Raw genomic sequence first — 24,873 nt, forward strand, 5'->3', positions numbered from 1 at the left:
AGTCCGGATCATCCGCCAGCGCTTCGAACATACCTAGCCAGACCCCCTTGGCGCTCCACCGGCTGAAACGTCGGAAGACGCTGTTCCATTCGCCGAACGCTTCGGGCAGATCACGCCACGGCGAACCGGTTCGCACGATCCATAACACGCCCTCGACAAACATCCGGTTGTCGCGGCCTGTCGAACCACGCTGGTCCGGCCGACCGATGATCAAGCCGGAGATACGGTCCCATTGCCTGTCGCTCAGAACGAGCCGATCCGTAACGCCCAAGGCTTCCTCCTAAAAGAAAGCCTTGAATCACGTTCCATCTGATTTGAGAATCCCAAGAGTCCACACAGCCTAGGGCGTTTTCGCGCGCGAAGTGGATTCCGGTTGAGACGGCAATCAAGCTTGCGCAGATTGCGTAGACTTATCTGCGCCGAAAGCGCGTCAAAACCAGAACCTGGAGCTTCGATCCTGATGCAATCAGAACCGAAAATGCGCTGAGGTCCGTCGGAAAGCTGCCTACAAAATCGCCTTGCCGGAACCGGATCTCGGCGCTTTTCTTAAAATTGTGGGTCCTTGGGGCGACACCTAGGTTTCACCTGGCCTCGTGCCATCCACCCGCAAACCCCTGCCTTCCTCCCGGTTGGCGGGGGTTTTGTTTTTCATCAAGCGGATTGGCTCAAAGAAAGTGTAAGATAGCGCCGTGAGGATTTGCTCTGGTTCATTTCGAGGAAACGCGATGGATGTTGATTTTGTCGGTTACCAGCATGCGATGCTTGTTCTGATGCGCCACATACTGGCCGAGCAAGCACTGCAGAGCGGTGAGGAGCCGATGCAGTGGCTCCGCAACTTCAAGGGGCGGGTCGTCCAGGACATCAAGGGGACGTCAGGTCCTTCGGAGCAGGACGAACTGGCTGTGATCCCGGTATCTCTTGCCGTTATCGACGACGTTTTTGCCGACGTGATGTAGCTTGGGAACGAGCGCCCTCGGCATGAGCGGCCTATCCCTCGCTGCCGGGCGCATTCATGCGGGAGATGTTGAGGATCTCCGCCTCGCCGCCGCCAACGCGGACAACGTCTCCCACCCTCCTGCCAAACAGCGCCCGCGCCAATGGCGAGGCGTGCGAGACGGTACCGCGAGCAGGATCCGCTTCGTCTTCGCCGACGATCCGGAAGGTCTGTCGTCGACCGTCATCGCGCAGGATCGTAACCGCATGTCCGAAGCGAACCTGACTGTCGTCCTCGGGCTCAGCCACCACGAGCGCGGAGCCGCGCCTCGCGCTCCAATAGCGGAGGTCCCGTGAGGCGCTCGCGATCGCCGAGCGATCGCCTTCCTCCTGTGCCGCCGCCAATGCTTCTTGCGCGGCCGCGATTGCCGTCTCGATCTGGGCAAGGCCTTCGCTGGTGACATCGTTCCGCGCGTCCGAGATCGGCCGATCGGGCAGATCGTCGAGATGACCCTCGCCTTCCCTGACAAAAGCGCGGCTCATGTTGCTCCCACACGCGTTCGGCTGAAGCGCGGACCACCCACCAGTTCATTCTCTTCCGGCATCCTCGTCTCCAAGACCAACGATTTCCAACGAGTCCGAAACGGTGTCGTTCCTCGATTGCTTGCTCAACAGCGGATTGAATCCGAATTCATTCGGGATAATTCGGCATCATTGTTAGGAAAAAACGGAACGGCTCGCAGCCTCACAGGTTATTTGCCCGTCGATTGGGACGACATGATCCACCTTCCCAAGGGCCCCGGCGATTGTCCCCCCGAGCAAGCCGGGGCCCGACTTTTTCAGAATCGAATTCGCCATCGAAAAGCCAGACAGCGCCACGTCTGGCGCTGGGCAGTCTGGATCGGCGATGAAGCAAGGACCGGGCTGTTGTGAACGCGATTCGAGGCGCTCGCGACACGGCGGAAGCAAACGCCGATCGATCACGAGTTGAAGAAGCGGGCTTGGGAAAATGCCTGTTAAAGCCAGCTCGACGCGCCGATATTCGTGACGCCCCCTAAGACAAAAAAGGACAAGGCCCGGTCAACCCAGAGACCGGGCCTCGTCGCACCATCCCCCGCCCCATCAGCGCGATGTCTGTTGGAACGATGGTGTCATACGCAAAATCAGCGGCGCGATCCATCCGGGGGACTACGGGACGCATCGAGCATGTGCGATCGGCGCAGCATGACCGAACGATCCAGCAAGCTCTGCTCGGCCTCGTCATCAACTCCAGCGACTGCGCTGCAGCAGCGGCTTGCGTCCTCAACCTCTCGTTCAATTGATTGAATTGCCGCCGGCGCGCCTCGCACAGATTAGAAAGCACTGATGGAGGCTGCCGTGCTTGCCGAGAAATTCTTTCTGCTGCTGGAGACTCTCAGGAGCCATACCGAGAGAGACGGAAGTCAGCGCGTGGTTAGCTCCTCGCCACATGTCCCGGTCCAGCTACCGAGCCGCAAGTAATTTTTCTGTGCCCGTTCAGGACTGACACGGGACATTAATGCCGTTTGAATAGCTGACGTGAACCACGTCACAGCCGTCAGCGCTTCGGCGCGCTAGAAAGGGCACCGTAGGACCGCGGTGCCGCCATGGAAAACAAGTTCGACCTGCCGACGATCATCGCTGCCGTCTTTGTCGCGGGCTATGCGGCGATCATGCTGGAATATGTCGCTCACGACGATCTCGGCTTTTCCACCGCGCAGATCCGGCACATCGCGATGATCGCCGCGGTGTTCGTCGGCATGTGCGTCGCGATGGACATGCTGCGCTCCAATCCGGACAGGATTGAATGAAGATGCCAATCCGGATGATCGGCGGTCGCAGATGCAACCCTGGCGCTATTTTGTCCTAGGTGTTTTGCGACGAATCAGACCTACTTCGGCTTTGATCACTTCTCACGAGATTTTGGCGGCATGACACAGCCACAGATCTTGGATCAAGACATCCGCGCGCTGCAGGAATGGCTTCGTGCCGCCTGGCAGCAGCTCGCTGATCCGTCGCTCACGGCCTTCGGTCGGCGCGAGCTGCGCAACCAGATGAAGCAGTGCAACGCCGACTTGCGCGCTCATCTCAAGCGCGCCGCCGAGCTGCAGCCAAGGCAGAGCGCGCAAACAGAGCACGGCTTCGCAAAGCCGGAAATGCGGATTCTCGCCTGGCGCTAGAAGCGTTTTTTGAGCGAGGCGGACTGCCCGAAGCCGCCAGGATCGGACCATCTGCCTGCGCCGTCGCCAGCGATTGCGATGGTACCGCCGCTCCCCAGCCTCACGATCTGACACGCCTCACGCCGAGCCGAACCTGTGTTAACACATTTGCGCGGCGCGGCTGTTCCGGACGGCGTCGGCAGGCCGCAACCAAACGGGTTGCGCTTCCTATATGTTCGGTGCCGTCGCGGCTGAGCGTCAAAAAGGTTTAATCGTGCTTTATCTGGAACTTGCGGTCGTTTTTGTTCTGATTGTCGTCAACGGCCTGCTTTCGATGTCGGAACTGGCCATCGTTTCCTCCCGGCCGGCACGGCTGGCGGGACTGGTCGAAAAGGGCGTGAGCGGCTCGCGGCGAGCGCTGGCGCTTTCATCTGATCCGGGCAAATTCCTGTCCACCGTGCAGATCGGCATCACCCTGATTGGGGTGCTGTCGGGCGCGTTTTCCGGGGCAACGCTTGGGCAGCGGGTCTCGCAATGGCTGCTGGAGCTCGATGTCTCGCCGACGCTCGCCGATGCCATCGGCGTCGGTCTTGTCGTCACCGTCATCACCTACGCCTCGCTGATCGTGGGCGAACTCGTCCCCAAGCAGATCGCACTGCGCGATCCGGAGGCGATTGCGGTCAGGGTCGCGCCGGCGATGGTGTGGATGGCAAGGATCTCGCTGCCGCTGGTTTGGCTGCTTGACCGCTCCGGAAAGGCGCTGCTGTGGCTGCTCGGCCATCGCGGCGAAGCCGAGGAGAAGGTCAGCGAGGAGGAAATCAGGACGCTGGTGGTCGAAGCCGAAAACGCCGGCGTGCTCGAGCCCGGCGAGAAAGAGATGATCGCGGGCGTGATGCGGCTCGGCGATCTCCCGGTCGGCGCAGTGATGACGCCGCGCCACGAGGTCAGTTCGATCGACCTCGCCGACCCCCCTTCCGAGATTTATGCAACGCTGCTCGATACCAACCATTCGCGCGCGGTCGTGTTCGACGGCAATCGCGACATTGCACTTGGCATCGTGCAGGCGAAGGATCTGCTCGATGCGTACTTGTCGGGCGGAACGCCGGACATCCGCGCGCTGGTCCGTCAGGCGCCGGTGATTCCGGAGACCGTCGATGCACGCGACGTGATCGCGATCCTGCGCGATTCGGCGGTTCATATCGGGCTGGTGCACGATGAATACGGCACCTTCCAGGGCGTGGTGACGAGCGCCGACATCCTCGAAGCAATCGTCGGCGCGTTCCACACCGAGGAGGGGCCGGCGGAACCCGCTTATGTCAGGCGCGATGACGGCTCCTACCTGATCTCGGGCTGGATGCCGGCGCTCGAATTTGCCGACCTGCTCGGCATCACCCTGCCCTCGCCGCGGCCCTACCAGACCTTCGCGGGCTTCCTGCTGCAGGAATTCGGCGCGATCCCCAATGTCGGCGAGAAGGTCACGGCCCATGGCTGGCAGTTCGAGATCGTCGATCTCGACGGCCGGCGGATCGACAAGGCCTTGGTCAGCCGCGTGGACGAGACGTGATTTGTCTTCCCGGAGCGTCTTCAAGCGAAATGGACACCGGTTCGCGTGAAGAAGACACGTCAGAACCGAAGCTCCGGGCCCGGACATCCGCCGGTTCCCGGCCCCGCCGTGACGGCTGTTGCGCACCCGTCCCATGCGCCAGACCGGCTCGCTGCAGCGCCGTTCTGTTGATAACCAGGAACCTGTCCATCCCCGAGGGCGGGACAGCCGGTCGTCCTGTGCTATCGGCGTAGCAGCAAGACCAGGTACGGAACACAGATATGCGGATTACCCTCGTCGGTTCCCGCCATTTTGGCGTGGCGACCTTGAATATGCTGCGCCAACGCGAAGTCGATGTCGTCAGGGTCGTGGTGCACGATGGCGAAGACCGGCTGGCGGCGGCCGCCCGAGCCACAGGGATCGATGTGGTGGTGCAAGCCAACCCCAAGCTCGTCGTGGCCTCCGAGATCGCACCCAACACCGATCTGATCGTGACGGCCCACAGCCACGCCCGCGTCAGCAAGGAAGCGCTGGCTGCGGCGAAACTCGGTGGGATCGGCTACCATCCCTCGCTACTGCCTCGGCATCGCGGCATGGCTGCTGTGGAATGGACCATCAAGGAAGGCGATCCGATCGCCGGCGGCAGCATCTATCACCTCGCCGACCGCATGGATGCCGGCGCCGTCGCGGCGCAGGACTGGGTGTTCGTCAAGAAAGGCGAAACAGCGCGCGAGCTCTGGGAGCGCGCGCTGGCGCCGCTGGGCCTTCGGCTGCTCGCCGAGGTGATCGACTACGGAAGGGCCCATGGCAGCCTTCCCGCCAAGCCGCAGGACGAGCAATTCGCGACCAAGGCGCCGAGCCTCTCGGACGCCGGGCACTGAACGCCTGAAGTCTGCCGCAAGAATCGCCCGCGCCCTTCGCCCGGTGCGGCGATTCACGATGCGCGTTCACCATTAGAGTTCACCATGATGTGTTTGATCTCATAGGAACTTTTCGCCCTCCACAGGACGGCCCACTTTGAACACATTGTGTCCGGATAAGGCGCACTGATCACACACATTTCAAGGAAATCTGATCTATGCGTCCTGACCGCATTCGCGCACTCCTGTTTGCGTCCCTTCTCGGTTCCACCGCCCTCCTTTCTGCCCCGGTTTCGGCTCAGCAACCTTACGATGGCCTCTGGCAGGTCACCGTGGTCACCAGGAGCGGAACCTGCGAGCCTTCAACCTCTTCCACGGTGACGGTCACGGACGGTCAAATCTCAGCGCCGGGCGCTGCCATCTCGGGTCGGGTCGGCCGGGAAGGCCTTGTGCGAGTCTCGATCAATGGTGCATATGCCAACGGTCAACTCACTGGCAACTCCGGATCGGGGAAGTGGAATGGGGCATCAGCAGGCGTACCGTGCAGCGGTCGATGGGAAGCTTCGCGTCAATAAGATCCACCAATCCTCAGAACTATCCTTCTCCGCACGACGGCTAACGTTCGCAGCCGCATTTGCGCTGGCAACGTTTGCAGTCTCCCCTAGCCATGCCCAGTCCGGCCCGTTTGCCGGAATGGCCGGTACTTGGTCTGGCGGTGGCAGCGTGACCTTGGACGACGGCTCCAGGGAGCGCATTCGCTGTCGCGCGACCTATCGCGTCGGCGGCGTCAACATGGCGATGACGCTGACCTGCGCCAGCGATGCCTACAAGTTCAACCTCCAAGCTGATGTGGTCGCCCAGGGCGGCGCAATTACCGGCAACTGGACCGAGGGCAGCCGAGGGATCAGCGGGAGCCTGCAGGGCCGTGGAGGCGGTGGTAATTTCCAGGTTGCCGCCAATGCCGCCGGGTTCAATGCCAACCTCAGCATGCGCACGAGCGGCAACAAGCAATCCGTCAGCATCAGCGCCGACAGCGGTTTCCGCGCGGCCAGTATCTCGTTGGCGAGATAGCGCGCGACAGCCGCCCGCGAACGCGGGCGACGATCACGCGGTCGGGATTTAGCTCGTCTTCGGCTTCGCCAGCCGCTCGGCGGTGTCCTTGATGGTCTTGGCGATCAGCAGGGCCTGGTCCTTGTTGAACGCAAAATCCTGCACGCCTTGGTGAGTCGTCAGCGACAGCACCATGATATCCGGCTGATGTTCGGGCCAGCCGGTGGCGAAGCCGGTCACGATATCCGCTGACGTTTTACGGTTTGCCATTGGCACCACCCTATGCTGCGGGAACGAAGGCGGTGACTTCGATCTCGACCTTGGCGCGTTGATCGACCAGGCCGTCGATATAAAGCAGGGTGGACGGCGGGAAATTGCGCCCCAGCGTCTCCTTCCAGGCCGCACCGATTCCTCCGCCCGCGGCCTCGTATTCAGCGCGGCTGGTCAGGTACCAGGTCAGGCGCACGATGTGCTCAGGCCCCGCGCCCGCTTCGCTCAAGAGCTTGATGATCCGCTTCAGTGCAGTGGCGACCTGCGCCGCCAGGTCGGGCGCGTAGTCGCCCTTCTCATCGCCGCCGGTCTGACCCGCCAGCACGATCCATTTGCCTGCTGCGTCGAAGCTGACGCCGTGCGAGAAGCCGCGGGGTTTCGACCATTCGGCCGGTTGCAAGACACGCATGAATTTATCCTCCCAGAAGTGGGAACATGCTTAGCACCGAACGGGCGGTCACGGCAAAGCTGAGGCACTGCATCGCTGACTTCCCGGAATTGCGAGTTGCAAATCGCGTGAGCCTCGCCGATACGGATGTTCCCGCTCGTCCCCTCTCCTTTTCCGCATCACCGATGGACCGCACCCCTTCCAAGACCAAGGCCGCGCTGTGGATGGCCGGCTGGCTCACGCTGATGCTGGTCATCGCGATCTCCGGCCGCGAAGCGATGCAGGACATGAACGTGTTTCAGTTGATGGAAGCGCGCTCGATCCTCGGCTTCTTCATGCTCTACCCGCTGATCCACGCGAGTGGTGGATTGTCGATCCTGAAGACCGCGCGCGTGCACATGCACATCGCGCGCAATTTGATCCATTATGGCGCACAGCTTGGCTGGTTTTTCGCGCTGACGCTGATTCCGATCGGCCAGGTGGTGGCGATCGAATTCACGATGCCGATCTGGACGGCGATCCTCGCGGCGGCCTTCCTCGGCGAGCGCATGACGGCGTGGAAGATCGCAGCGATCGTGCTCGGCCTGATTGGCGTGATCATCATCGTCCGCCCCGCCACAGGCGAGGTCAATCCGGGCCAATTGATCGCGCTTGCCGCGGCCGTGGGTTTCGGCATCTCGGTTGCGATGGTGAAGTCGCTGACCCGCACCGAGCAGACGCTGGCGATCATCTTCTGGATGCTGGTCGTGCAGTCGGCGGCAGGCTTGTTGCCGTCGCTCTATGTCTGGACATGGCCGCCGGCGCATGTCTGGGTATGGGTCGTCCTGATCGCCTTCTGCGGCACTTTCTCGCACTACTGCATGGCTCGCGCGCTGCTGCACGCGGATGCGACTGTTGTGATCCCGATGGACTTCCTCCGGGTGCCGCTGACCGCGACTGCGGGCTGGCTGATCTATTCGGAGCGGCTCGACCTGTTCACCGTGCTCGGCGCAGTGCTGATTCTGACTGGCAATCTCTTGAACCTGAAACCGAACGCGCCGGCCCACGCCCGCGCAGGGACCTGACATTCGGCACGGCTGTGATGTGGATCACGCAGTCGCGGCGCATGTTGTGGCATGCTTCATGGCGACGGGACATCGCCCTCGACCGCTGCGGTATTTTTTTGCTGCGTGAACGGCGGTGTTTTCGTGTAGGCTCACGCAACGCGTTATAGCCAAAATCTTTTCGATTCTGCTGGGGGATTTCAGATGCGCACCCTTACCCTCCTCGCGTCCTTGATCTGTGTGGCGCTCACTGCAACCGCCGCCCATGCCGACAGACGCGTCGCCTTCGTCGTCGGCAACGGCGCCTACAAGAACGTGACGCCGCTGCCCAATCCGACCATGGACGCTAAGTCGATGGCGAGCGCATTGCGCAATGTCGGATTCGAAGTGGTCGAGGGCACCAACCTCACCCGCGACAAGATGACCGAGAAGCTGCTCGACTTCGGCAAGAAGGCGCAGGGAGCCGATATCGCGGTGTTCTATTATGCCGGCCACGGCATCGCGATCAGCGGCACCAACTATCTCCTGCCGGTCGATGCCGACATCAAGTCGGAGATGGACGTCAAGCTGGGCTCCGCGATCAACATCGATCTCACGCTTGACCAGACCATGAGCGACGCCAAGGTCAAGCTGGTGTTCCTCGATGCTTGCCGCGACAACCCGTTCGCCGCCAAGATCAAGTCGAACTCGCCGACCCGAAGCGTCAACGTGCAGACCGGCCTTGCCGAAATGAAATCCGGCGAAGGCACGCTGATCGCGTTCGCAACCGGCCCGGGCCAGACCGCGCTCGATGGCCAGGAAGGCGCCAACAGCCCGTTCACGCGGGCGCTGATCGCCAACATCACCCAGCCCGGCGTCGAGATCCAGCAGGCGATGACCAAGGTCCGCGCGCAGGTCAATGAGGAGACCAACAAGGGCCAGTTGCCCTGGGGTCACACCAACCTGATCGGCTCGGTCTATCTCAACGGCGCGCCGGCGAACGACACGCCGACGGCCGCGGGCACCCCAGCGGCATCGACTGCGGTTGCAGCGGCGCCGAGCTCGGACGTCGAGCTCGAGTTCTGGCGTTCGATCAAGGACTCCAACAAGACCGAAGAGTTCAACGCCTACCTCTCGAGCTATCCGAACGGCCAGTTCCGTTCGCTCGCCCTTGCCCGCATCGCCGCGCTCGAGAGCGGTGCAGCTCCGAGCACGCAGACGCGCAACCTCACCGCCGGCATCGATCCTGCGACCTTCACCGAGGAAGCGAGCCAGGTCACCGAGGACCAGATCGGCCTCGACAAGGGCCAGCGCCGTGACGTGCAGCGCCGCCTCAACGGGCTCGGTTTCGACCTCAAGGCCACGGGCAAGTTCGACGAGCCGACCCGCACCGTGATCACGCGCTGGCAGGCCGCGCGCGGCTATCCGAAGAGCGGCTACCTCAACCGCCTGCAGCACAAGGCGCTGCTGACGGAGGTCGTGGCGACGACGTCGACAAGTTCGAGCGATGAAGAGCGTCCGCGCCGCCGCGCCAGCGGTGGTGGCGGCGGAGGTGGAGGTGGTGGCGGCGCTCCCCGCCATCAGGGCGGTGGCATCGATCCCGGAGCGGCCTTCGTCGGCGGCGTCGTGGGTGGCATGCTGGGCGGCGCGTTCCGTCGCTAACGCGCCTGTGAAACATCAACGAAAAGCCCGGCTCGCGCCGGGCTTTTCGGTTTCTGGCGGCTCCGCGTTGGAGCTACTTCCCCGCCGCCTTGCGCAGCGCCTCGTTGATGCGGTCCTGCCAGCCAGGACCGCTCCCCTGGAACCATTCCAGCACGTCCTGGTCGATCCGTAGCGTGACCTGCTCTTTCACTCCGGGAACGGAATTCTTCTTCGGCGGCGCTTCGGCCACCTTGGTGGTGGCGCGCTTGAACGCCGCCTCCGCTTCGCTGCGGGCGTCGTTCAGCGTGCGCGGGCGCCTCGGTTGATCGGCCATTGCTAGATCCCTTCAAACAGCGCCGTCGACAGATAGCGCTCGGCAAACGACGGCACCACGGCCAGGATGGTTTTCCCCGCCGCTTCCGGCCGCTTGCCGATCTCAAGCGCGGCGGCGATCGCCGCCCCCGACGAGATGCCACCGGGAATGCCCTCGTTGCGCGCCAGCGCGCGCGACATCTCGATCGCGGTGGTGCTGTTGACCTTGACGATCTCGTCAATCACGGAACGATCGAGGATGTCAGGAATGAAACCGGCGCCGATGCCCTGGATCTTGTGCGGCGAATGCTGGCCGCCCGACAGCACCGGGCTCTCCTCGGGCTCGACGGCGACGATGCGCAGCGATGGCTTGCGCGGCTTCAACACCTGCCCGACGCCGGTGATGGTGCCGCCGGTGCCCACGCCCGCGACGAAATAGTCTATGTTACCGCCGGTATCGTTCCAGATCTCCTCCGCGGTGGTGCGGCGATGGATCTCGGGGTTGGCGAGGTTTTTGAACTGCTGCGGCATCACCGCGTTGGGCGTCGTGCGCACAAGCTCTTCCGCGGTCGCGATCGAGCCTTTCATGCCCTGCGCAGCCGGCGTCAGCACGAGTTCGGCGCCGAGGAACGCCAGCATCTTGCGGCGCTCGACCGACATCGATTCCGGCATCACCAGCTTCAGCCGATAGCCGCGCGAGGCCGCGACGAAGGCCAGCGCGATGCCGGTATTGCCTGAGGTCGGCTCGATCAGCACGGTTTCGGCATTGATGATGCCGGCCTTTTCCATCGCGATGATCATCGCAGCGCCGATGCGATCCTTCACGCTCGCCGCCGGATTGAAATATTCCAGCTTGGCGAGGATCGTCGCGTGCGCGCCGTGGGCCTGCGGCAATCGGCGCAGGCGGACGATCGGCGTGTTGCCGAACGCGTCCACGATCGAGTCATAGACCAGCCCTCGTCCCGGCCGTTGCACTGCACGCGTAGTTGAAGGCGCATCCATCTCGGGACTCCTGTGCAAAATGTGCCGCCAAAATCGCGGTCCTCGTTAGTTAGGAACAGGGCGCACCGCAGCGCAAGAAGGGAAAACGATCGACTAACAAATCGCTGCATCGCAATAGCGAAATGTTTCTAAATCGCGATAAACCAACGTATTTGTGTTGCGACACCGTCAAATAAATCGGTGTATAAGTTAGGTGCAGGTTAAGCTCCCCACAGATCGCAAGGAGGTCACGATGACAGCAATTGCTGAAATCCCGTCGACCATCGCGGTTCGTCCTGATCCGCGCGGGTGCGATCTGCCGACTTGTCCGGTATGTGCCGACTCCATGATAGCCGCGGAAGCGTCCGCCTATATGCACGACTACATCATCAGCTATCTCTGGACCTGCGACACCTGCGGTTACGGTTTCGTGACCAAGCATTCGGTCAAGCGCTTCGCCTGCAACTGATAACGTAGCGTTTTCGAGCGAAGTGGAGACCGGTTCGCGTGAAGAAAGCGCGTCAGTAGGCCTAAGGCTTCGCAGCGATGTCACCGCGCGCCCAGTCGGCGCGCGTTTGCTTTTGGAAATCCTCAAATCTGTCGCCTGCGATTGCGGCGCGAATGTCCTGCATGAGCTGCTGGTAGTAGGCGATGTTGATTTCCGACAGCAGCATTGCGCCAAGCGTTTCCCCCGATTTCACGAGGTGATGCAGATAGGCACGTGAATAGCTGCGCGCGGAAGGCCACGCACTCTCTTCATCCAGCGGACGCGGATCGTCGGCGTGGCGCGCGTTGCGCAGGTTCACCGGCCCGAACCGGGTGAACGCTACGCCATGGCGTCCGTTCCGCGTTGGCATCACGCAGTCGAACATGTCGATGCCGCGTGCCACCGCTTCAAGGATGTCTTCGGGCGTGCCGACGCCCATCAGATAGCGCGGACGGTCCGCGGACAGCACCGGCGCGGTCTCCTCGATCATCGCAAGCATCACCGCCTGCGGCTCGCCGACCGCGAGCCCGCCGATCGCGTAACCGTGAAAGCCGATCTCGACCAGCGCCTCGGCGCTGCGGCGGCGCAGCTCCGGCACATCGCCGCCCTGCACGATGCCGAACAGCATGTAGCCGGCAGGTGCCGTCTCGAAAGCGCGCTTGCTGCGCTCGGCCCAGCGCAGCGACAGCCGCATCGCGCGCTCGATATCGTCGCGCTCCGCCGGCAGTCGTACGCATTCATCCATCTGCATCGCGATGTCGGAGCCGAGCAACCGCTGCACCTCGATCGAGCGCTCGGGCGACAGCTCGACCTTGGCGCCGTCGATATGCGAGCGGAACGTCACGGCGTTCTCGCTGACCTTGCGCAGCTCCGACAGCGACATCACCTGGAAGCCGCCGGAGTCCGTCAGCATCGGCCCGTTCCAGCCGGTGAACGTCTGCAGGCCGCCCAAGGCTGCGATGCGCTCGGCGCCCGGCCGCAGCATCAAATGATAGGTGTTGCCGAGCACGATGTCGGCGCCAGCATCGCGCACCTCGCGCCAGTGCATGCCCTTCATCGCGCCGGCGGTGCCGACCGGCATGAAGGCCGGCGTGCGCACCGCGCCATGCGGCGTGGTCAGCCGGCCGGTACGGGCATTGCCGTCAGTCGCGAGCAATTCGAAATGATTGGGAAGGCTCATGCGGCCGCTTATGGCGCGCCCGCGGGCCTCGTTCAACCGCGCTGACGTCGTTTTTCTGCCCGCAAAGCCGTTGACGACGCGGAAACTCTCCCGCATAAGTTCCACCACCATGATGACCGCGACCAAACGCACCACCACGACCAAACAGCTCTCCGGGGCCTTGGGAGGCGTGCGCGCGTAGTCGGACCGACCGCATCATCTCAAACCGAAGCCCCGCCTGATGAAGGTCCGGGGCTTTTTTATTGCCTTATTCTCATCCCGATGGAGACCCTCGTGAAGAACGATCCCGTTGTTGCCATTGCCGGCGTGACCGGCGCCGTCGGTGCCGAGTTCATCGCCACCATGGACCGGCGTGGCTTCCCCGTGCGCAAGCTGAAGCCGCTGGCGAGCAACCGTTCGGCGGGCAAGACCATCGATTTCCGCGGGCAAAAGGTCGTCATCGAGGAGCTCAACGAGCGTTCCTTCGAGGGCGTCGACATCGCCCTGTTCTCGGCCGGCAGCGGCGTCTCGAAGAGGTTCGCGCCGATCGCGGTGAAGGCCGGCGCCGTCGTCATCGACAATTCCTCCGCCTTCCGCATGGACCCGAACGTGCCGCTGGTGATCCCGGAGATCAACGCGTCCCGCATCCGCGAGCACAAGGGCATCATCGCCGTCCCGAACTGCGCCGCGATCACCGCCCTGGTGCCGCTGTGGCCGATCCATCAGAAGAACCGCATCAAGCGCGTGATCATCTCGACCTACCAGGCCGCAAGCGGCGCCGGCGCAGCCGCAATGGAAGAGCTGGTGGAATCGACCCGCGCCAACCTGAACGGGCAGGTCTATACGCCCAAGGTGATGCCGCACCCTTACGCCTTCAACCTGTTCAACCACAACACGGCCGTTGATCCCGAGACCGGCTACAACGACGAAGAGACCAAGGTCATCAAGGAGACCCGCAAGATCTTCGAGGACGACAGGATCGCGGTCGGCGTCACCTGCGTCCGCGTGCCGGTGCTGCGCGCGCATTGCGAGGCCATCACCTTCGAATGCGAGAAGCCGATCAGCGAGGACCAGGTGCGCACGCTGCTTGCGGCCGCGCCGGGCGTGCGGATCGTGGACGACCGCGCCGGGAATTACTTCCCGATGCCGATCGACGCCTCCGGCCAGGACGACGTGCTCGTCGGCCGCATCCGCAAGGATCTGAGCGACCCGAGCGGCCACTCGATCTCGATATTCGTGGCGGCCGACCAGCTCCTAAAGGGCGCGGCGCTGAACGCGGTCCAGATCGCCGAGCTGTTGCCCGAGCGCGTGATGGCATGAGCAGATTGGCGATGACGGCTGCACGATCGCGCGATATAGAGCGGAGGACATAGTAGCGCGGACAGGACGGAACCACTGACAAGGTTAATGGCACGGGCGGCACGACCAAGCGTTGCGAAGTCTCGTGGCGGCCGTCCGACAAAAAGCGCGGCCATCCAGCGCGACCTGCGGCTGATCGAGGTTGCCACCCGGCTTTTTCTGGAGCGCGGCTTCGAGGCGACGTCGATCGACGCCGTCGCCGAAACGGCCCGGGTCAGCAAGCCCACCGTGTATGCCCGCTATCGCGACAAGCGCGGCCTGTTCGAGGCCGTGCTGCGGCGCGAAATTTCGCGCTGGCTCTCCCCGCTCGCGACCGCGGCGGAAATGCAGTTCAGCAAGCCTTCCAGCGTTTCCGTCGAGCACTGCCTGCTGGAGCTCGGACGGCAGATGCTCGTGATGGTCAGTGGGCCCGAGCCCGGAGCACTGAGCCGCATCGTCGCATCGCAAGCAACCAACTTTCCCGAACTCGCACGGCTTGCGGAGGAAGAAGGCTACCGGAAAGCGGTCTCGACGATGGCGCGCCTGTTTGATCGCCTGGTCTCCGACGGAGCGCTCCAGATCGAGGACACGACGATCGCCGCTGAGGTCTATCTCAACATCACCGTCGGCCACACCATCCGGCAGGCGACCAACGGCATTCCGATCGACATGAAGGCCGAGGAGAAACGCTTGCGGGCTTCCTTGCGGCTTTTGATCGCCGGCATCGGCGGATCGAGCGGCCGGCCGCACCGGTCCGGCGCACGGAGCCGCCCATCCCGCTGACAACTCGATAAGCCATGCCCGTCGATGCGGGCTGCCCCACGATTTGAGCGGCTCCCGGGTGCCGGAGAGCTGTTGACGGTAATTAAACGATACCGTATTGTTTCGTTAAGTGAGCCTGTGATGTCCGCCGCACCGGACGTTGCCCGTGCCCACGCCGTCGCAGACTTTCGACCGGCGCAACTCGAGTCTTTCCTGGCCCCCGACCGGCTTGCGCTGTTCGACGGCCGACCCGGATACGGGTCGGCCGTGTCCTTTCCGGCAATGAGGTTGGCAGAGCGGCGCTGTCATGCGCAGCGCGAGCGGACGCAGAAAATCAGGGGACGCCGGAACGGCGTGAGGCGTGCACACCGACGTATTTCAATTTTGCTCCGGTTCCATCCGGACGCCGACCAGATTGTGTCGTGCCTTCACGCAAATAAGGGGCGGTTGAGCGAAAAATGCCGCGGTGTGATGTCGGTTCGGAACTCAAAAATGCCGGATCGAAGTACCAAATGGTGAGAGACTCACGGCTGCGGAAGCCACGGAGGAGGATCGATGGTAACGCTCTCCACAGGGGCGATGTTCACGACGACGCGGCATCTGTTCGTGATCGGTGTGCTGGCGCTGCTCGCATCCGCGCCCTCGTTTGCGGCCGCCGCCCCTTCGAGCTCTGAGGCCACTTCCGACCAGGGACAGGGAACGGAATCTGACGACCAAGCGGTCGCCCACCAGATTGAGCTGTTCCGGACCGCCCAGGTCTCGCTCAGCCGGGCGATCGAGATCGCCGAGCGGGCGCACGCCGGCGCGAGAACCTCCGATGTCAGCTTCGATGGAGGATCACCGCCGGTGTACCGGGTGAGGACGTTTCATGACGGCCAGCTTTGGGAACATGCCGTCAATGCCGCCACCGGTGAGATCGCGACGGATCGGCTGGTGTCGTCCCTGAAGGAACTCAATGCGGAGGACCGCACCAACATCGCCTCGCTGTCCGGTGTCGAGCAACAACTGTCGGATGCGATCCGGGTGGCGGAACGCGCCACCTCGGGCAAGGCAATCAGCGGGGGCCTGACACGCGAACGCGGCAAGCTGAACTTTGTGGTCATCGTCGTCAGCGGACTTGATCTGAAGCAGGTGATCCTCGAACCGCCGCGTCGCAAGGGGCACTGATAGTCGGTAGGGGTGAGCACGCTTCGCTTTGCCCCCTAAAGAAACTCGCGCCCCTCATGCGCGCGAAAGAGCAGGCACGCGTCGCCGTACGAATAGAAGCGATAGCCTGCCGCAATCGCATGCGCATAGGCCTGCTTCATCATCTCGAGGCCGGAGAAGGCCGACACCAGCATGAACAGGGTTGAGCGCGGCAGATGGAAATTGGTCAGCAGGATATCGACCGCGCGAAAACGGTAGCCGGGCGTGATGAAGATCGCGGTGTCGCCGCTGAACGGTTGGATCGTGCCATCCTCCCTCGTCGCGCTTTCGAGCAGCCGCAGCGAGGTCGTGCCCACCGCGACGATGCGCCCGCCTTTGGCGCGCGCAGCGTTCAGCGCAGCGGCGGTCTCCGCGGAGATGCTGCCCCACTCGGAATGCATCTTGTGCTCGGAGGTGTCATCCGCCTTCACCGGCAGGAACGTCCCTGCTCCGACATGCAAGGTCAGTCTGACAATATCGACGCCGCGGCCACGCAACGCCGCTTCCAGCGCCGGCGTGAAATGCAGGCCCGCGGTCGGAGCTGCGACCGCGCCCTCATTGGCCGCGAACATGGTCTGGTAGTCGGCGGCGTCCTGGTCATCGGGCGTGCACTTGGAGGCGATGTAAGGCGGCAGCGGCGGGGCGCCGAGATCGGCGATGGCCTGGTCCAGCGCAGGCCCATGGAAGGAGAATGACAACGTCACCTCGCCTTCCTGCCCCTTGGCTTCGACCTGCGCATCGAGATGCCCGAGTAGGCAGACCTTGCCTTCATTGCCGAAGCGGACAATGTCGCCTTCCGCCAATTTCTTCGCCGGCTTCACCAGCGCCTGCCAGCGCGAACCATCGAGCCGCTTGATCAGGGTCGCCTCGATCTTCGGCTCGGTCTCGCGGCCGATGCGGCGGCCCTTCAATTGCGCCGCGATCACCTTGGTGTCGTTGACCACGAGCTGGTCGCCCGGCTCGAGCCATTGCGGCAGCTCGGTCACGCTGCGGTCGCGCAGCACACCGTCACCCTGCACCACCAGCATCCGCGCAGTGTCGCGCGGGCTCGCGGGCCGCAGCGCGATCCGTTCAGGCGGAAGGTCGAAGTCGAAGAGATCGGTGCGCATTCCCTGCACCCGTCATCGCCCGCGCAGGCGGGCGATCCAGTACCCACGATGTTGGATATAGCAACCGGCGGTGTGTACTGGATGCCCCGCCTGCGCGGGGCATGACAGTGGAGTTGGTGTCCGTCGGCTCAAGTCGCGTCAGCGGCCATCTTTGCCTTGACGATCTTGTCCGGGTTCTGCACCGGCTCGCCGCGCTTGATCTTGTCGACGTTCTCCATGCCTTCGGTGACCTTGCCCCAGACCGTGTACTGGCCGTTGAGGAAGGAGGCGTCGTCGAAGCAGATGAAGAACTGGCTGTCGCCGGAATCCGGGTTGGCGGCGCGTGCCATCGAGGCGGTGCCGCGGACATGCGGCTCCTTGTTGAACTCGGCCTTCAGCTTCTTGCCGGAGCCGCCGGTGCCGGTGCCGTGGGGACAGCCGGTCTGGGCCATGAAGCCGTCGATCACGCGGTGGAACACGATGCCGTCGTAAAAGCCGTCGCGCACCAGTTCCTTGATGCGAGCGACGTGGTTTGGCGCGAGATCCGGCCGCATCTCGATAGTGACGGGACCCTGGGTGGTCTCGAGGATCAGAGTGTTTTCGGTGACAGCCATGCTCGCCTCTCTTTGGCTTCGGGTTGACGCTTGCGGGTTCTGAAGGGAATCGCCATGGGCCGGCCGGCAACGGCGCCGCCCAATGCGTCCGTAAATGGCAATGGCGTGCAGCGTTGCAATGCCTCCATCACGGCGACCCGGTATTGCAAACGGTCATTGTCGCTGGCCTGTTCCGTCTCATAGGTGATCTTGGGGCGGCCCAGGATCGCTCCCTGGCGGTTGAAGCTGACAATCACCGTGATGTCGATCGGGTTGGCCTGCGACAACGGCGGCGGCTTGAAGCAACTGTGCAGCTTTATGAAGAGGTCCTTGAGCGTATCGAGCTTCTCGGGCGCCGGCTGCGCCCGCGCCGCGCAAGCAAGCAGCATCAGCGGCGCCGCAAACCAGAGAAATGGTTTGCCGCGTAGCATCGGCTAGCCTCACTTGATGTCGGATGCGACTTGCACCTTCACCATCTTGTCGGGATCGGTCACTGCGCCGCTCGGCGAGCCCGCGGGCGCCTTCTTCAGCTTGTCGACCACGTCCATGCCCGACACGACCTCGCCGATCACGGTGTACTGGCCGTTCAGGCTCGGCCCGTCCGCGAACATGATGAAGAATTGCGAATTGGCGCTGTCGACGCTGTCGCCGCGCCGCGCCATCCCAACGATACCACGCTTGAAGGGCACGTTCGAGAATTCCTGCTTCAGGTTCGGGTATTTCGAGCCGCCGGTGCCGTTGAAGTTCTGGCCGTCGCCGGTCTGGGCCATGAAGCCGTCCATCACGCGGTGGAACGGCACGTTGTTGTAATAACCCTCACGCGCGAGCTGCTTGATGCGCTCGGCATGCTGCGGCGCAATGTCCGTCCTGAGCTTGATGACAATGCGCCCCTTGCTGGTGTCGATCACGATCGCATTGGCCTTGTCCAGGTTGGCTGGCAAGGGCTGCGCGACCGCGGGAGCCACACAGAGGAGCGCGGCGAGAACGGCGAGAATTCGGATCATGAAAGCTCCGGAGCGGATACCTGAGGGGATGAGTGCGGGGGCTAAAGCGGGAGGACTTTTCTTCGAAATGTCCTCCCGCTTTAGCTCTTTGTTGGAGCATGATCTTTTCGGAAAACCGGTGTCCACTTTTCCGGATCATGCTCTAGCTGGGAAATTTGGCCTTGAGGCGGGAGGCAACGGCTTTGGGCACGAAGTTGGAGACATCGCCGCCCATACCGGCGATCTGGCGCACCAGGGTGGCTGTGATCGGCCGGACCGTCGGCGAAGCCGGCAGGAACACGGTGTGCACCTCGGGCGCCATGGATTCGTTCATGCCGGCCATCTGCATCTCGTAGTCGAGGTCGGTGCCGTCCCGCAGACCCCGGATCAGAATCGTAGCACCGGCGCGTTGCGCCGCGGTGACAACCAGGTCTTCGAACGTGATGCACTCGAAGCCACAGCCGGCTTTCGCGGCGACGGGGCCGAATACTTCCTCCAGCATCGCCAGGCGCTCCTCGACCGAAAACAGGGGCTTCTTCCCCGGATGCACGCCGATGGCGACGATCAGGCGGTCGCAGAGGACGACGGCGTGTTTGACCACGTCGAGATGGCCGTTGGTAACCGGGTCAAACGAGCCCGGATAAAGGGCGATGCGAGGCATATCCCCCTCTAGCCTGCCTAGCGTTGGCCGGCAAGCCAGCCGGGTTCCCTAACCGGCCCAGACCCCAATGTTTCATCGGTCTGGCGTCGACGAAACAAAATCCCCGGGGAACGAAATCATTTTCGCCCCTGGCGAAGACAGCGGGAAACGGGCGCCCCCTATCACTCCGGCCAACGAAACGACGGGCCGCCAAGGCCCACTGACAGGGAACCGTTATGATCAAGGCACTTTCCGCCGTCGCCGTCGCCGCTTTCATTGCCGCCGCTCTCACCGTCCTTCCCGGCTTTGCGCCCCAGGTCGAAGCCAGCGTGCCCCGTCCTCTCGCCAAGGCTGACCGGCTGGAGATCCGCCCCGCGGGCAACGATCGCTGCGCGCAGCAGAACTGGCCGAACTTTGACGCTTCCTGCCTTCGCAAGGCTGGCGGCAATGCCGTAGTCCGTGAAGCCCGCCTGGTCACCGCCGACCGCACGCCGTAGCCCCGGCCTCCCCCGCTCCGCAGCAACATAGTGGTAATTTGCGACGTCTCGTCGCAGACTGCTGTCTTGGTGGCGTCCTTCGGACGATCCGGTGGGCGCGATGCAATCGGGGGTCCCGCCGATGTCAAGCACGCACGCCATCGCCTCAGGCCATCCGCCGAGCCCGGTTCCTCTTGCAACAACCATCGGCGCACTCGGTGTCGTCTATGGCGATATCGGGACCAGTCCCCTTTACGCACTGAAGGAGGCAGCCAGGGCGGCCGCCCATGGCGGCACGATCGCGCCGGACGCCGTCCTGGGCGTGGTATCGCTGATCCTCTGGGCGCTGATCCTGATCATTTCGATCAAATACGCGCTCCTGATCCTGCGTGCGGACAACCGCGGCGAAGGCGGGATCGTGGCGATATTGGCGCTGCTGCACGCGCGCCATGCCCAGCCGGGCACCTGGCGCGCGCAGCTGCTTCTCGTCGGCCTCATCGGCGCCGCCCTGCTCTATGGCGACGGCGCAATCACCCCGGCGATCTCGGTCTTGAGCGCGATCGAAGGATTGAAGGTGGACGCGCCATCGCTGGCGCCGGCGGTCGTGCCGATCACCATCGTGATTCTGGTTGGCCTGTTCGCGATGCAGAAGCAGGGCACCGGCTTCATCGGCCGGATTTTCGGACCGGTGATGCTCGGCTGGTTCCTCGTTCTCGCAGCGCTCGGCATCCACGGCATCGTCCAGGCGCCGGCGGTGCTCGCGGCACTCAGCCCGTTCTATGCTTTCAATTTCCTGATCCACCAGAATTTCCACATCAGCTTCGCCATCCTCGGCGCAGCTTTTCTCGCGGTCACGGGCGGTGAGGCGATGTACGCCGACATGGGGCACTTTGGGCGGTTTCCGATCCGGCTCGCCTGGTTCGCCGTCTGCCTGCCCGCGCTGATGCTCAACTATTTCGGGCAGGCCGCGCTGTTGATCACCGATCCGGGCGCGCTGGACCATCCGTTCTTCCAGCTCTCGCCCGACTGGCTGCACTATCCGCTGGTCGCTTTCTCCGCGATCGCCACCGTGATCGCATCGCAGGCGATCATCTCGGGCGTGTTCTCGCTGACCCAGCAATCGATCCAGCTCGGCTTCCTGCCGCGGATGCACATCCTCCACACCACCAGCGACGCGATCGGCCAGATCTATGTGCCGCTGGTGAACTGGCTGCTCGCCGCCGCGACGCTTGGCGCGGTCCTGGGCTTTGGCACTTCGGATGCCCTCGCCGGCGCGTACGGCATCGCGGTGTCCCTGTTGATGGCGATCACCACGCTGCTGGCGGCGCTGGTTGCGATCCAGTGGGGTTACTCGCCGCTGATCGTGCTCGCCGTCAACGGCTTCTTCCTTGTCATCGACCTCATCTTCTTCGCGGCCAACTCAACCAAGCTGCACGAAGGCGGCTGGTTTCCGCTGCTGCTGGCAGGCTTGATCGCGTTCCTGATGCTCACCTGGCGCGGCGGCGTAAAGCTGGTCGAGCGGGCGCGCGCAAGACTGCGCCAGCCGGAAGAGGATTTGATCGAGACCGCGGTCACCAAGTGCCGCGCCAGGCTGCCGGGCACTGCCGTGTTCCTCGCCTCCGCGCCAAAGGGCGTGCCGCTCGCGCTGACGCAATTCGTCAAGCACAACCACGTCCTGCACGAACGCGTTCTTTTGGTCACCGTGCAGATCGAGGAATCTCCGCGCATCTCCGACGACGACCGCGCCGAGATCATCGACATCATCCCGGGCATCACGCGCATTATCCTGCACTACGGCTTCATGCAATACCCGACCATCTATGAGGGCCTGCAACTCGCCTGCCGGCAGGGCAAGCTGCCCGGCATCGATCTTTCCGACGTCACCTACTATATCGGCCGCGAGACCATCATCCCGCGCGAGGACGTTCCGGGCATGTGGGTTTGGCGGGAATCAATCTTCGCATTCCTGCAACGCAACGCCGAACGCACTGCGGCGTTCTTCGGCGTGCCGACCGGACAGGTGGTGGAATTCGGGACGGAAATCGAGATCTGACTGGCCGGAGCGTTTTCGAGCGAAGTGGAAGCCGGTTCGCGTGAAGAAAACGCGTCGAAACGAGAATCCAGAGCTTCGGTTCTGATTCGATCAGAACCGAGAATGCTCTGGTGATCTCGATTGATCGGCGGCAGTCGGCGGCATTAGCCGCCGTTGCCGTTCTCGCCATTGTCGCTTTCTTCGCCGATATGCTCGACCGAGACGACGTGCTCGTCGTCGGCGGTGTCGAATACGATGACGCCCTGGGTCGAGCGGCCGGCGATGCGGATGTCGCCAACGGGGCAACGGATCAGCTGGCCCTTGTCGGTCACCAGCATGATCTGGTCGGCCTCCTCGACCGGGAACGAGGCTACCAGCTTGCCGTTGCGGCTGTTGACGCTCATCGCGACGATGCCTTTGCCGCCGCGGCCGGTGGTGCGGTACTCGTAGGACGAGGTCCGCTTGCCGTAGCCGTTTTCGGACACCGTCAGCACCACCTGCTCCTGCGCCGACATCTCGACATAGCGCTCCTGGGAGAGCTGGATTGCACCCGTGGCCTCCTCGGCCTCGGTCTCCGCCGGCTCCTCGACGACCGCTTCGCCCGCGACCGCGCGGCGCATCTTCAAGTAGGCCGAGCGCTCGTCCGAGGTCGTGTCGACATGGCGCAGGATTGCGAGCGAGATCAGCTTGTCGCCTTCGGCGAGCGAAATGCCGCGCACGCCCATCGAGGTGCGGCCGGTGAAGACGCGCACATCCGTGACAGGGAAGCGGATGCACTGGCCGCCGGCGGCGCTCAGCAGCACGTCGTCATGCTCGGTGCAGATCTGCACGTCGACGATCGCCTCGCCCTCCTCCAGCTTCATGGCGATGATGCCGGAGCGGCGGACGTCGACGAAGTCGGACAGCTTGTTGCGGCGCACGTTGCCGCCGGTGGTGGCGAACATCACGTCGAGGTTGCGCCAGGAGGATTCGTCCTCCGGCAGCGGCATGATCGTGGTGATGCGCTCGCCCTGCTCCAGCGGCAGGATGTTGATCAGTGCCTTGCCGCGCGCGTTCGGCGCCGCCATCGGCAATCGCCAGACCTTCTCCTTGTAGACCTGGCCGCGTGAGGAGAAGAACAGGACCGGCGTATGGGTGGAGGCCACGAACACGCGGCTGACGAAATCCTCGTCGCGCGTCTGCATGCCGGCCCGGCCCTTGCCGCCGCGGCGCTGGGCGCGATAGGTCGACAGCGGCACGCGCTTGACATAGCCGGCGTGCGACACCGTTACCACCATGTCCTCGCGCTGGATCAGATCCTCGTCCTCGACCTCGCCTTCCTGCTCGACGATGACCGTCCTGCGCGGGGTGGCGAACTCCGCCTTCACCTCGGCGAGCTCGGTCTTGACGATCGCCTGCACCCGGGCGCGCGAGCGCAGGATGTCGAGATAGTCGGAGATCTCGGCCGCGAGCTTGGTGAGTTCCGCGCCGATCTCGTCGCGGCCGAGCGCGGTCAGGCGCTGCAGCCGGAGGTCGAGGATTTCCCTCGCCTGCTCCAGTGAAAGGCGGATGGTGCCGTCCGGATTGATGCGGTGGCGCGGATCGTCGATCAGCGTGATCATGTCCTCGACGTCCCGCGCCGGCCAATCGCGCGACATCAGGGTTTCGCGCGCGGTCGCCGGATTCGGCGAAGAGCGGATCACGCGGATGACCTCGTCGATATTGGCAACCGCGATGGCGAGGCCCACCTGGAGGTGCGCGCGGTCGCGCGCCTTGCCGAGCAGGTATTTGGTTCGCCGGGTCACCACCTGTTCGCGGAAGGCGACGAAGATCGTCAGCAGATCTTTCAGGTTCATCTGCTGCGGGCGGCCGGAATCGAGCGCCAGGATATTGGCCGGGAAGTTGGTCTGCAGCGGCGTGAAGCGGTAGAGCTGATTGAGCACCACGTCCGGCATCGCATCGCGCTTCAGTTCGACCACGACACGGAAACCTTCGCGGTCGGATTCGTCGCGCAGATCGGCAATCCCCTCGATCTTCTTCTCGCGGATGAGCTCGCCAATCCGCTCGACCATGTTGGCCTTGTTAACCTGGTACGGGATTTCCGTGATGATGATCGCTTCGCGATCCTTTCGGAGCGTGTCGATCGTGACCTTGCCGCGCATCACGATCGAGCCGCGGCCGAGATGGTAGGATGCCCGGATACCCGCTCGACCGAGGATGATGCCGCCGGTGGGGAAATCCGGCCCCGGAATGATGTTGATGAGTTCGTCGATGGTGAGCGCCGGGTTGTCGATCAGCGCCACGCAGGCGTCCACGACCTCGCCGAGATTGTGCGGCGGGATGTTGGTGGCCATGCCGACGGCGATGCCACCCGCGCCATTGACCAGCAGGTTCGGAAACCGCGTCGGCAGTACCGACGGCTCTTGCTCGGTGTTGTCGTAGTTGGCCTGGAAGTCGACCGTGTCCTTCTCGATGTCCGCAAGCACGGCCTCGGCCGCGCGCGTCAGGCGCGCTTCGGTGTATCGATAGGCGGCCGGCGGATCACCGTCGACCGAGCCGAAATTGCCCTGGCCGTCGATCAGCGGCACGCGCATGGAAAAATCCTGCGCCATGCGCACCATGGCGTCGTAGATCGACTGGTCGCCGTGCGGGTGATACTTACCGATGACGTCGCCGACCACGCGCGCGGACTTGACGTACTTCTTGTCCGGCGTGTGCCCCTGGTCGTACATCGAATACAGGATGCGGCGGTGCACGGGCTTGAGCCCGTCACGCGCGTCCGGCAGCGCCCGCGCCACGATCACGCTCATTGCGTAATCGAGGTAGGACTTCTTCATCTCGTCGAGGATGGAAACGGGACGAATGTCTGAGGGCTCCGGCGGCTCGCCGGGCGTGTCGTCTTCGGGGTCTGCCAAAGGGGGAATCCGGATCGGTTCTACTGCAGAATCATATAGCGTATCGGGAGTCCGATAAC

Annotated in this window: 28 protein-coding genes; 15 read left to right on the forward strand and 13 right to left on the reverse strand. The window is 63.5% G+C overall.

Going from position 1 to position 24,873, the window contains the following annotated elements:
* A partial coding sequence (locus K288_RS0135240) for an IS5 family transposase (RefSeq protein ID WP_027583766.1) occupies window positions 1-271 on the reverse strand: 271 nt, incomplete at its 3' end.
* A 454-nt stretch (window positions 272-725) separates the two neighbouring features.
* Between K288_RS0135240 and K288_RS0135245 the strand changes: the two genes are divergently transcribed.
* A complete protein-coding gene (locus tag K288_RS0135245; protein ID WP_027583767.1) occupies window positions 726-956 on the forward strand; it encodes a hypothetical protein in 231 nt (76 codons plus the stop codon).
* 31 nt (window positions 957-987) lie between these two features.
* Here K288_RS0135245 and greA read toward each other — a convergent pair whose 3' ends face one another.
* Entirely contained in the window at window positions 988-1,476 is a 489-nt protein-coding gene (greA, locus tag K288_RS0135250) for a transcription elongation factor GreA (RefSeq protein ID WP_027583768.1), read from the reverse strand.
* Between the two features lie 1,082 nt (window positions 1,477-2,558).
* Here greA and K288_RS0135260 point away from each other — a divergent pair.
* The 6 genes from K288_RS0135260 to K288_RS0135280 all read left to right on the forward strand — a co-directional run bounded on the left by K288_RS0135260 (window position 2,559) and on the right by K288_RS0135280 (window position 6,584).
* On the forward strand, window positions 2,559-2,762 hold the full coding sequence (locus K288_RS0135260; RefSeq protein WP_027583769.1) for a hypothetical protein: 204 nt from the start codon (window positions 2,559-2,561) through the stop codon (window positions 2,760-2,762).
* Between the two features lie 120 nt (window positions 2,763-2,882).
* The gene (locus K288_RS0135265) at window positions 2,883-3,131 is read left to right on the forward strand and encodes a hypothetical protein (protein ID WP_027583770.1); all 249 of its coding nucleotides are present in this window, start codon (window positions 2,883-2,885) and stop codon (window positions 3,129-3,131) included.
* Window positions 3,132-3,384: 253 nt separating this feature from the next.
* Complete coding sequence (locus K288_RS0135270; protein ID WP_027583771.1) at window positions 3,385-4,674, forward strand: hemolysin family protein; 1,290 nt, start codon at window positions 3,385-3,387, stop codon at window positions 4,672-4,674.
* Between the two features lie 260 nt (window positions 4,675-4,934).
* The gene (locus tag K288_RS0135275; protein ID WP_027583772.1) at window positions 4,935-5,534 is read left to right on the forward strand and encodes a formyltransferase family protein; all 600 of its coding nucleotides are present in this window, start codon (window positions 4,935-4,937) and stop codon (window positions 5,532-5,534) included.
* 197 nt (window positions 5,535-5,731) lie between these two features.
* Window positions 5,732-6,088, forward strand: coding sequence for a hypothetical protein (locus K288_RS55065; protein WP_084799965.1), 357 nt, complete (start codon window positions 5,732-5,734; stop codon window positions 6,086-6,088).
* Window positions 6,033-6,584, forward strand: a complete 552-nt coding sequence (locus K288_RS0135280; protein WP_027583773.1) for a hypothetical protein — start codon at window positions 6,033-6,035, stop codon at window positions 6,582-6,584. The genes K288_RS55065 and K288_RS0135280 overlap by 56 nt, the downstream gene beginning before the upstream one ends.
* A 48-nt stretch (window positions 6,585-6,632) precedes the next feature.
* Here the strand turns inward: K288_RS0135280 and K288_RS0135285 are convergent, their stop codons facing one another.
* Together K288_RS0135285 and K288_RS0135290 are read right to left on the reverse strand one after the other, a co-directional pair.
* Window positions 6,633-6,833 carry a hypothetical protein gene (locus K288_RS0135285; RefSeq protein WP_027583774.1) on the reverse strand — a complete coding sequence of 67 codons (201 nt, stop codon included), beginning with the start codon at window positions 6,831-6,833 and terminating at the stop codon, window positions 6,633-6,635.
* Window positions 6,834-6,843: 10 nt separating this feature from the next.
* Window positions 6,844-7,242, reverse strand: coding sequence for a RidA family protein (locus K288_RS0135290; RefSeq protein WP_027583775.1), 399 nt, complete (start codon window positions 7,240-7,242; stop codon window positions 6,844-6,846).
* Window positions 7,243-7,406: 164 nt separating this feature from the next.
* Here K288_RS0135290 and K288_RS0135295 point away from each other — a divergent pair, with 164 nt between their 5' ends.
* A complete protein-coding gene (locus K288_RS0135295; RefSeq protein ID WP_027583776.1) occupies window positions 7,407-8,285 on the forward strand; it encodes a DMT family transporter in 879 nt (292 codons plus the stop codon).
* 183 nt (window positions 8,286-8,468) lie between these two features.
* Window positions 8,469-9,905, forward strand: a complete 1,437-nt coding sequence (locus K288_RS0135300; RefSeq protein WP_027583777.1) for a caspase family protein — start codon at window positions 8,469-8,471, stop codon at window positions 9,903-9,905.
* A gap of 73 nt (window positions 9,906-9,978) precedes the next feature.
* On the opposite strand, the gene K288_RS0135305 is transcribed toward K288_RS0135300, so the two are convergent.
* Both K288_RS0135305 and cysK read right to left on the reverse strand, forming a co-directional pair.
* Window positions 9,979-10,218 carry a BrnA antitoxin family protein gene (locus K288_RS0135305; RefSeq protein ID WP_027583778.1) on the reverse strand — a complete coding sequence of 80 codons (240 nt, stop codon included), beginning with the start codon at window positions 10,216-10,218 and terminating at the stop codon, window positions 9,979-9,981.
* Window positions 10,219-10,220: 2 nt separating this feature from the next.
* Window positions 10,221-11,198, reverse strand: a complete 978-nt coding sequence (gene cysK / locus K288_RS0135310) for a cysteine synthase A (protein ID WP_027583779.1) — start codon at window positions 11,196-11,198, stop codon at window positions 10,221-10,223.
* Between the two features lie 232 nt (window positions 11,199-11,430).
* Here cysK and K288_RS0135315 point away from each other — a divergent pair, with 232 nt between their 5' ends.
* A complete protein-coding gene (locus tag K288_RS0135315; protein WP_027583780.1) occupies window positions 11,431-11,646 on the forward strand; it encodes a hypothetical protein in 216 nt (71 codons plus the stop codon).
* A 61-nt stretch (window positions 11,647-11,707) separates the two neighbouring features.
* Here the strand turns inward: K288_RS0135315 and tgt are convergent, their stop codons facing one another.
* Window positions 11,708-12,844, reverse strand: coding sequence for a tRNA guanosine(34) transglycosylase Tgt (tgt, locus tag K288_RS0135320; RefSeq protein ID WP_027583781.1), 1,137 nt, complete (start codon window positions 12,842-12,844; stop codon window positions 11,708-11,710).
* A gap of 261 nt (window positions 12,845-13,105) precedes the next feature.
* Between tgt and K288_RS0135325 the strand changes: the two genes are divergently transcribed.
* From K288_RS0135325 to K288_RS0135335, 3 genes are all read left to right on the forward strand, one after another.
* Window positions 13,106-14,143 (forward strand): aspartate-semialdehyde dehydrogenase, encoded by a 1,038-nt coding sequence (locus K288_RS0135325; protein WP_027583782.1) that lies wholly within the window; start codon window positions 13,106-13,108, stop codon window positions 14,141-14,143.
* A gap of 87 nt (window positions 14,144-14,230) precedes the next feature.
* On the forward strand, window positions 14,231-14,944 hold the full coding sequence (locus K288_RS0135330; protein ID WP_043161534.1) for a TetR/AcrR family transcriptional regulator: 714 nt from the start codon (window positions 14,231-14,233) through the stop codon (window positions 14,942-14,944).
* 534 nt (window positions 14,945-15,478) lie between these two features.
* Window positions 15,479-16,090, forward strand: a complete 612-nt coding sequence (locus K288_RS0135335) for a PepSY domain-containing protein (protein ID WP_051334911.1) — start codon at window positions 15,479-15,481, stop codon at window positions 16,088-16,090.
* A gap of 35 nt (window positions 16,091-16,125) precedes the next feature.
* Here the strand turns inward: K288_RS0135335 and queA are convergent, their stop codons facing one another.
* The 5 genes from queA to coaD all read right to left on the reverse strand — a co-directional run bounded on the left by queA (window position 16,126) and on the right by coaD (window position 19,433).
* Entirely contained in the window at window positions 16,126-17,217 is a 1,092-nt protein-coding gene (queA, locus tag K288_RS0135340) for a tRNA preQ1(34) S-adenosylmethionine ribosyltransferase-isomerase QueA (RefSeq protein ID WP_027583785.1), read from the reverse strand.
* A 128-nt stretch (window positions 17,218-17,345) separates the two neighbouring features.
* Window positions 17,346-17,810 (reverse strand): peptidylprolyl isomerase, encoded by a 465-nt coding sequence (locus tag K288_RS0135345; RefSeq protein WP_027583786.1) that lies wholly within the window; start codon window positions 17,808-17,810, stop codon window positions 17,346-17,348.
* Entirely contained in the window at window positions 17,786-18,178 is a 393-nt protein-coding gene (locus tag K288_RS0135350; protein WP_244443376.1) for a TonB C-terminal domain-containing protein, read from the reverse strand. Before K288_RS0135350 ends, K288_RS0135345 begins: the two co-directional genes overlap by 25 nt.
* A gap of 51 nt (window positions 18,179-18,229) precedes the next feature.
* On the reverse strand, window positions 18,230-18,793 hold the full coding sequence (locus tag K288_RS0135355) for a peptidylprolyl isomerase (RefSeq protein ID WP_027583788.1): 564 nt from the start codon (window positions 18,791-18,793) through the stop codon (window positions 18,230-18,232).
* 142 nt (window positions 18,794-18,935) lie between these two features.
* The gene (coaD, locus tag K288_RS0135360; RefSeq protein ID WP_027583789.1) at window positions 18,936-19,433 is read right to left on the reverse strand and encodes a pantetheine-phosphate adenylyltransferase; all 498 of its coding nucleotides are present in this window, start codon (window positions 19,431-19,433) and stop codon (window positions 18,936-18,938) included.
* A gap of 215 nt (window positions 19,434-19,648) precedes the next feature.
* Here coaD and K288_RS0135365 point away from each other — a divergent pair, with 215 nt between their 5' ends.
* A complete protein-coding gene (locus K288_RS0135365) occupies window positions 19,649-19,909 on the forward strand; it encodes a hypothetical protein (RefSeq protein WP_027583790.1) in 261 nt (86 codons plus the stop codon).
* Between the two features lie 121 nt (window positions 19,910-20,030).
* Window positions 20,031-21,941: a KUP/HAK/KT family potassium transporter gene (locus tag K288_RS0135370; RefSeq protein ID WP_027583791.1), complete on the forward strand. Its 1,911-nt coding sequence runs from the start codon at window positions 20,031-20,033 to the stop codon at window positions 21,939-21,941.
* Window positions 21,942-22,084: 143 nt separating this feature from the next.
* Here the strand turns inward: K288_RS0135370 and gyrA are convergent, their stop codons facing one another.
* The gene (gyrA, locus tag K288_RS0135375) at window positions 22,085-24,814 is read right to left on the reverse strand and encodes a DNA gyrase subunit A (RefSeq protein WP_027583792.1); all 2,730 of its coding nucleotides are present in this window, start codon (window positions 24,812-24,814) and stop codon (window positions 22,085-22,087) included.
* Window positions 24,815-24,873: the final 59 nt, after the last annotated feature.

The sequence above is a fragment of the Bradyrhizobium sp. Ai1a-2 genome, from assembly GCF_000426245.1.
GTDB lineage: Bacteria > Pseudomonadota > Alphaproteobacteria > Rhizobiales > Xanthobacteraceae > Bradyrhizobium.

Bases quoted from the DNA above. Each gene is read 5' to 3' on its own strand.
- tgt (WP_027583781.1), bottom strand. From the start codon at position 12,844: ATGAGCCTTCCCAATCATTTCGAATTGCTCGCGACTGACGGCAATGCC.
- K288_RS0135285 (WP_027583774.1), bottom strand. From the start codon at position 6,833: ATGGCAAACCGTAAAACGTCAGCGGATATCGTGACCGGCTTCGCCACC.
- K288_RS0135350 (WP_244443376.1), bottom strand. From the start codon at position 18,178: ATGCTGCTTGCTTGCGCGGCGCGGGCGCAGCCGGCGCCCGAGAAGCTC.
- K288_RS0135265 (WP_027583770.1), top strand. From the start codon at position 2,883: ATGACACAGCCACAGATCTTGGATCAAGACATCCGCGCGCTGCAGGAA.
- K288_RS0135370 (WP_027583791.1), top strand. From the start codon at position 20,031: ATGTCAAGCACGCACGCCATCGCCTCAGGCCATCCGCCGAGCCCGGTT.
- K288_RS0135275 (WP_027583772.1), top strand. From the start codon at position 4,935: ATGCGGATTACCCTCGTCGGTTCCCGCCATTTTGGCGTGGCGACCTTG.
- K288_RS0135260 (WP_027583769.1), top strand. From the start codon at position 2,559: ATGGAAAACAAGTTCGACCTGCCGACGATCATCGCTGCCGTCTTTGTC.
- K288_RS0135290 (WP_027583775.1), bottom strand. From the start codon at position 7,242: ATGCGTGTCTTGCAACCGGCCGAATGGTCGAAACCCCGCGGCTTCTCG.
- K288_RS0135345 (WP_027583786.1), bottom strand. From the start codon at position 17,810: ATGGCTGTCACCGAAAACACTCTGATCCTCGAGACCACCCAGGGTCCC.
- K288_RS0135355 (WP_027583788.1), bottom strand. From the start codon at position 18,793: ATGATCCGAATTCTCGCCGTTCTCGCCGCGCTCCTCTGTGTGGCTCCC.
- K288_RS0135325 (WP_027583782.1), top strand. From the start codon at position 13,106: ATGGAGACCCTCGTGAAGAACGATCCCGTTGTTGCCATTGCCGGCGTG.
- K288_RS0135295 (WP_027583776.1), top strand. From the start codon at position 7,407: ATGGACCGCACCCCTTCCAAGACCAAGGCCGCGCTGTGGATGGCCGGC.
- cysK (WP_027583779.1), bottom strand. From the start codon at position 11,198: ATGGATGCGCCTTCAACTACGCGTGCAGTGCAACGGCCGGGACGAGGG.
- queA (WP_027583785.1), bottom strand. From the start codon at position 17,217: ATGCGCACCGATCTCTTCGACTTCGACCTTCCGCCTGAACGGATCGCG.
- K288_RS0135245 (WP_027583767.1), top strand. From the start codon at position 726: ATGGATGTTGATTTTGTCGGTTACCAGCATGCGATGCTTGTTCTGATG.
- K288_RS0135280 (WP_027583773.1), top strand. From the start codon at position 6,033: ATGGGGCATCAGCAGGCGTACCGTGCAGCGGTCGATGGGAAGCTTCGC.
- K288_RS0135335 (WP_051334911.1), top strand. From the start codon at position 15,479: ATGGTAACGCTCTCCACAGGGGCGATGTTCACGACGACGCGGCATCTG.
- K288_RS55065 (WP_084799965.1), top strand. From the start codon at position 5,732: ATGCGTCCTGACCGCATTCGCGCACTCCTGTTTGCGTCCCTTCTCGGT.
- K288_RS0135300 (WP_027583777.1), top strand. From the start codon at position 8,469: ATGCGCACCCTTACCCTCCTCGCGTCCTTGATCTGTGTGGCGCTCACT.
- greA (WP_027583768.1), bottom strand. From the start codon at position 1,476: ATGAGCCGCGCTTTTGTCAGGGAAGGCGAGGGTCATCTCGACGATCTG.
- K288_RS0135305 (WP_027583778.1), bottom strand. From the start codon at position 10,218: ATGGCCGATCAACCGAGGCGCCCGCGCACGCTGAACGACGCCCGCAGC.
- K288_RS0135330 (WP_043161534.1), top strand. From the start codon at position 14,231: ATGGCACGGGCGGCACGACCAAGCGTTGCGAAGTCTCGTGGCGGCCGT.
- coaD (WP_027583789.1), bottom strand. From the start codon at position 19,433: ATGCCTCGCATCGCCCTTTATCCGGGCTCGTTTGACCCGGTTACCAAC.
- K288_RS0135315 (WP_027583780.1), top strand. From the start codon at position 11,431: ATGACAGCAATTGCTGAAATCCCGTCGACCATCGCGGTTCGTCCTGAT.
- K288_RS0135365 (WP_027583790.1), top strand. From the start codon at position 19,649: ATGATCAAGGCACTTTCCGCCGTCGCCGTCGCCGCTTTCATTGCCGCC.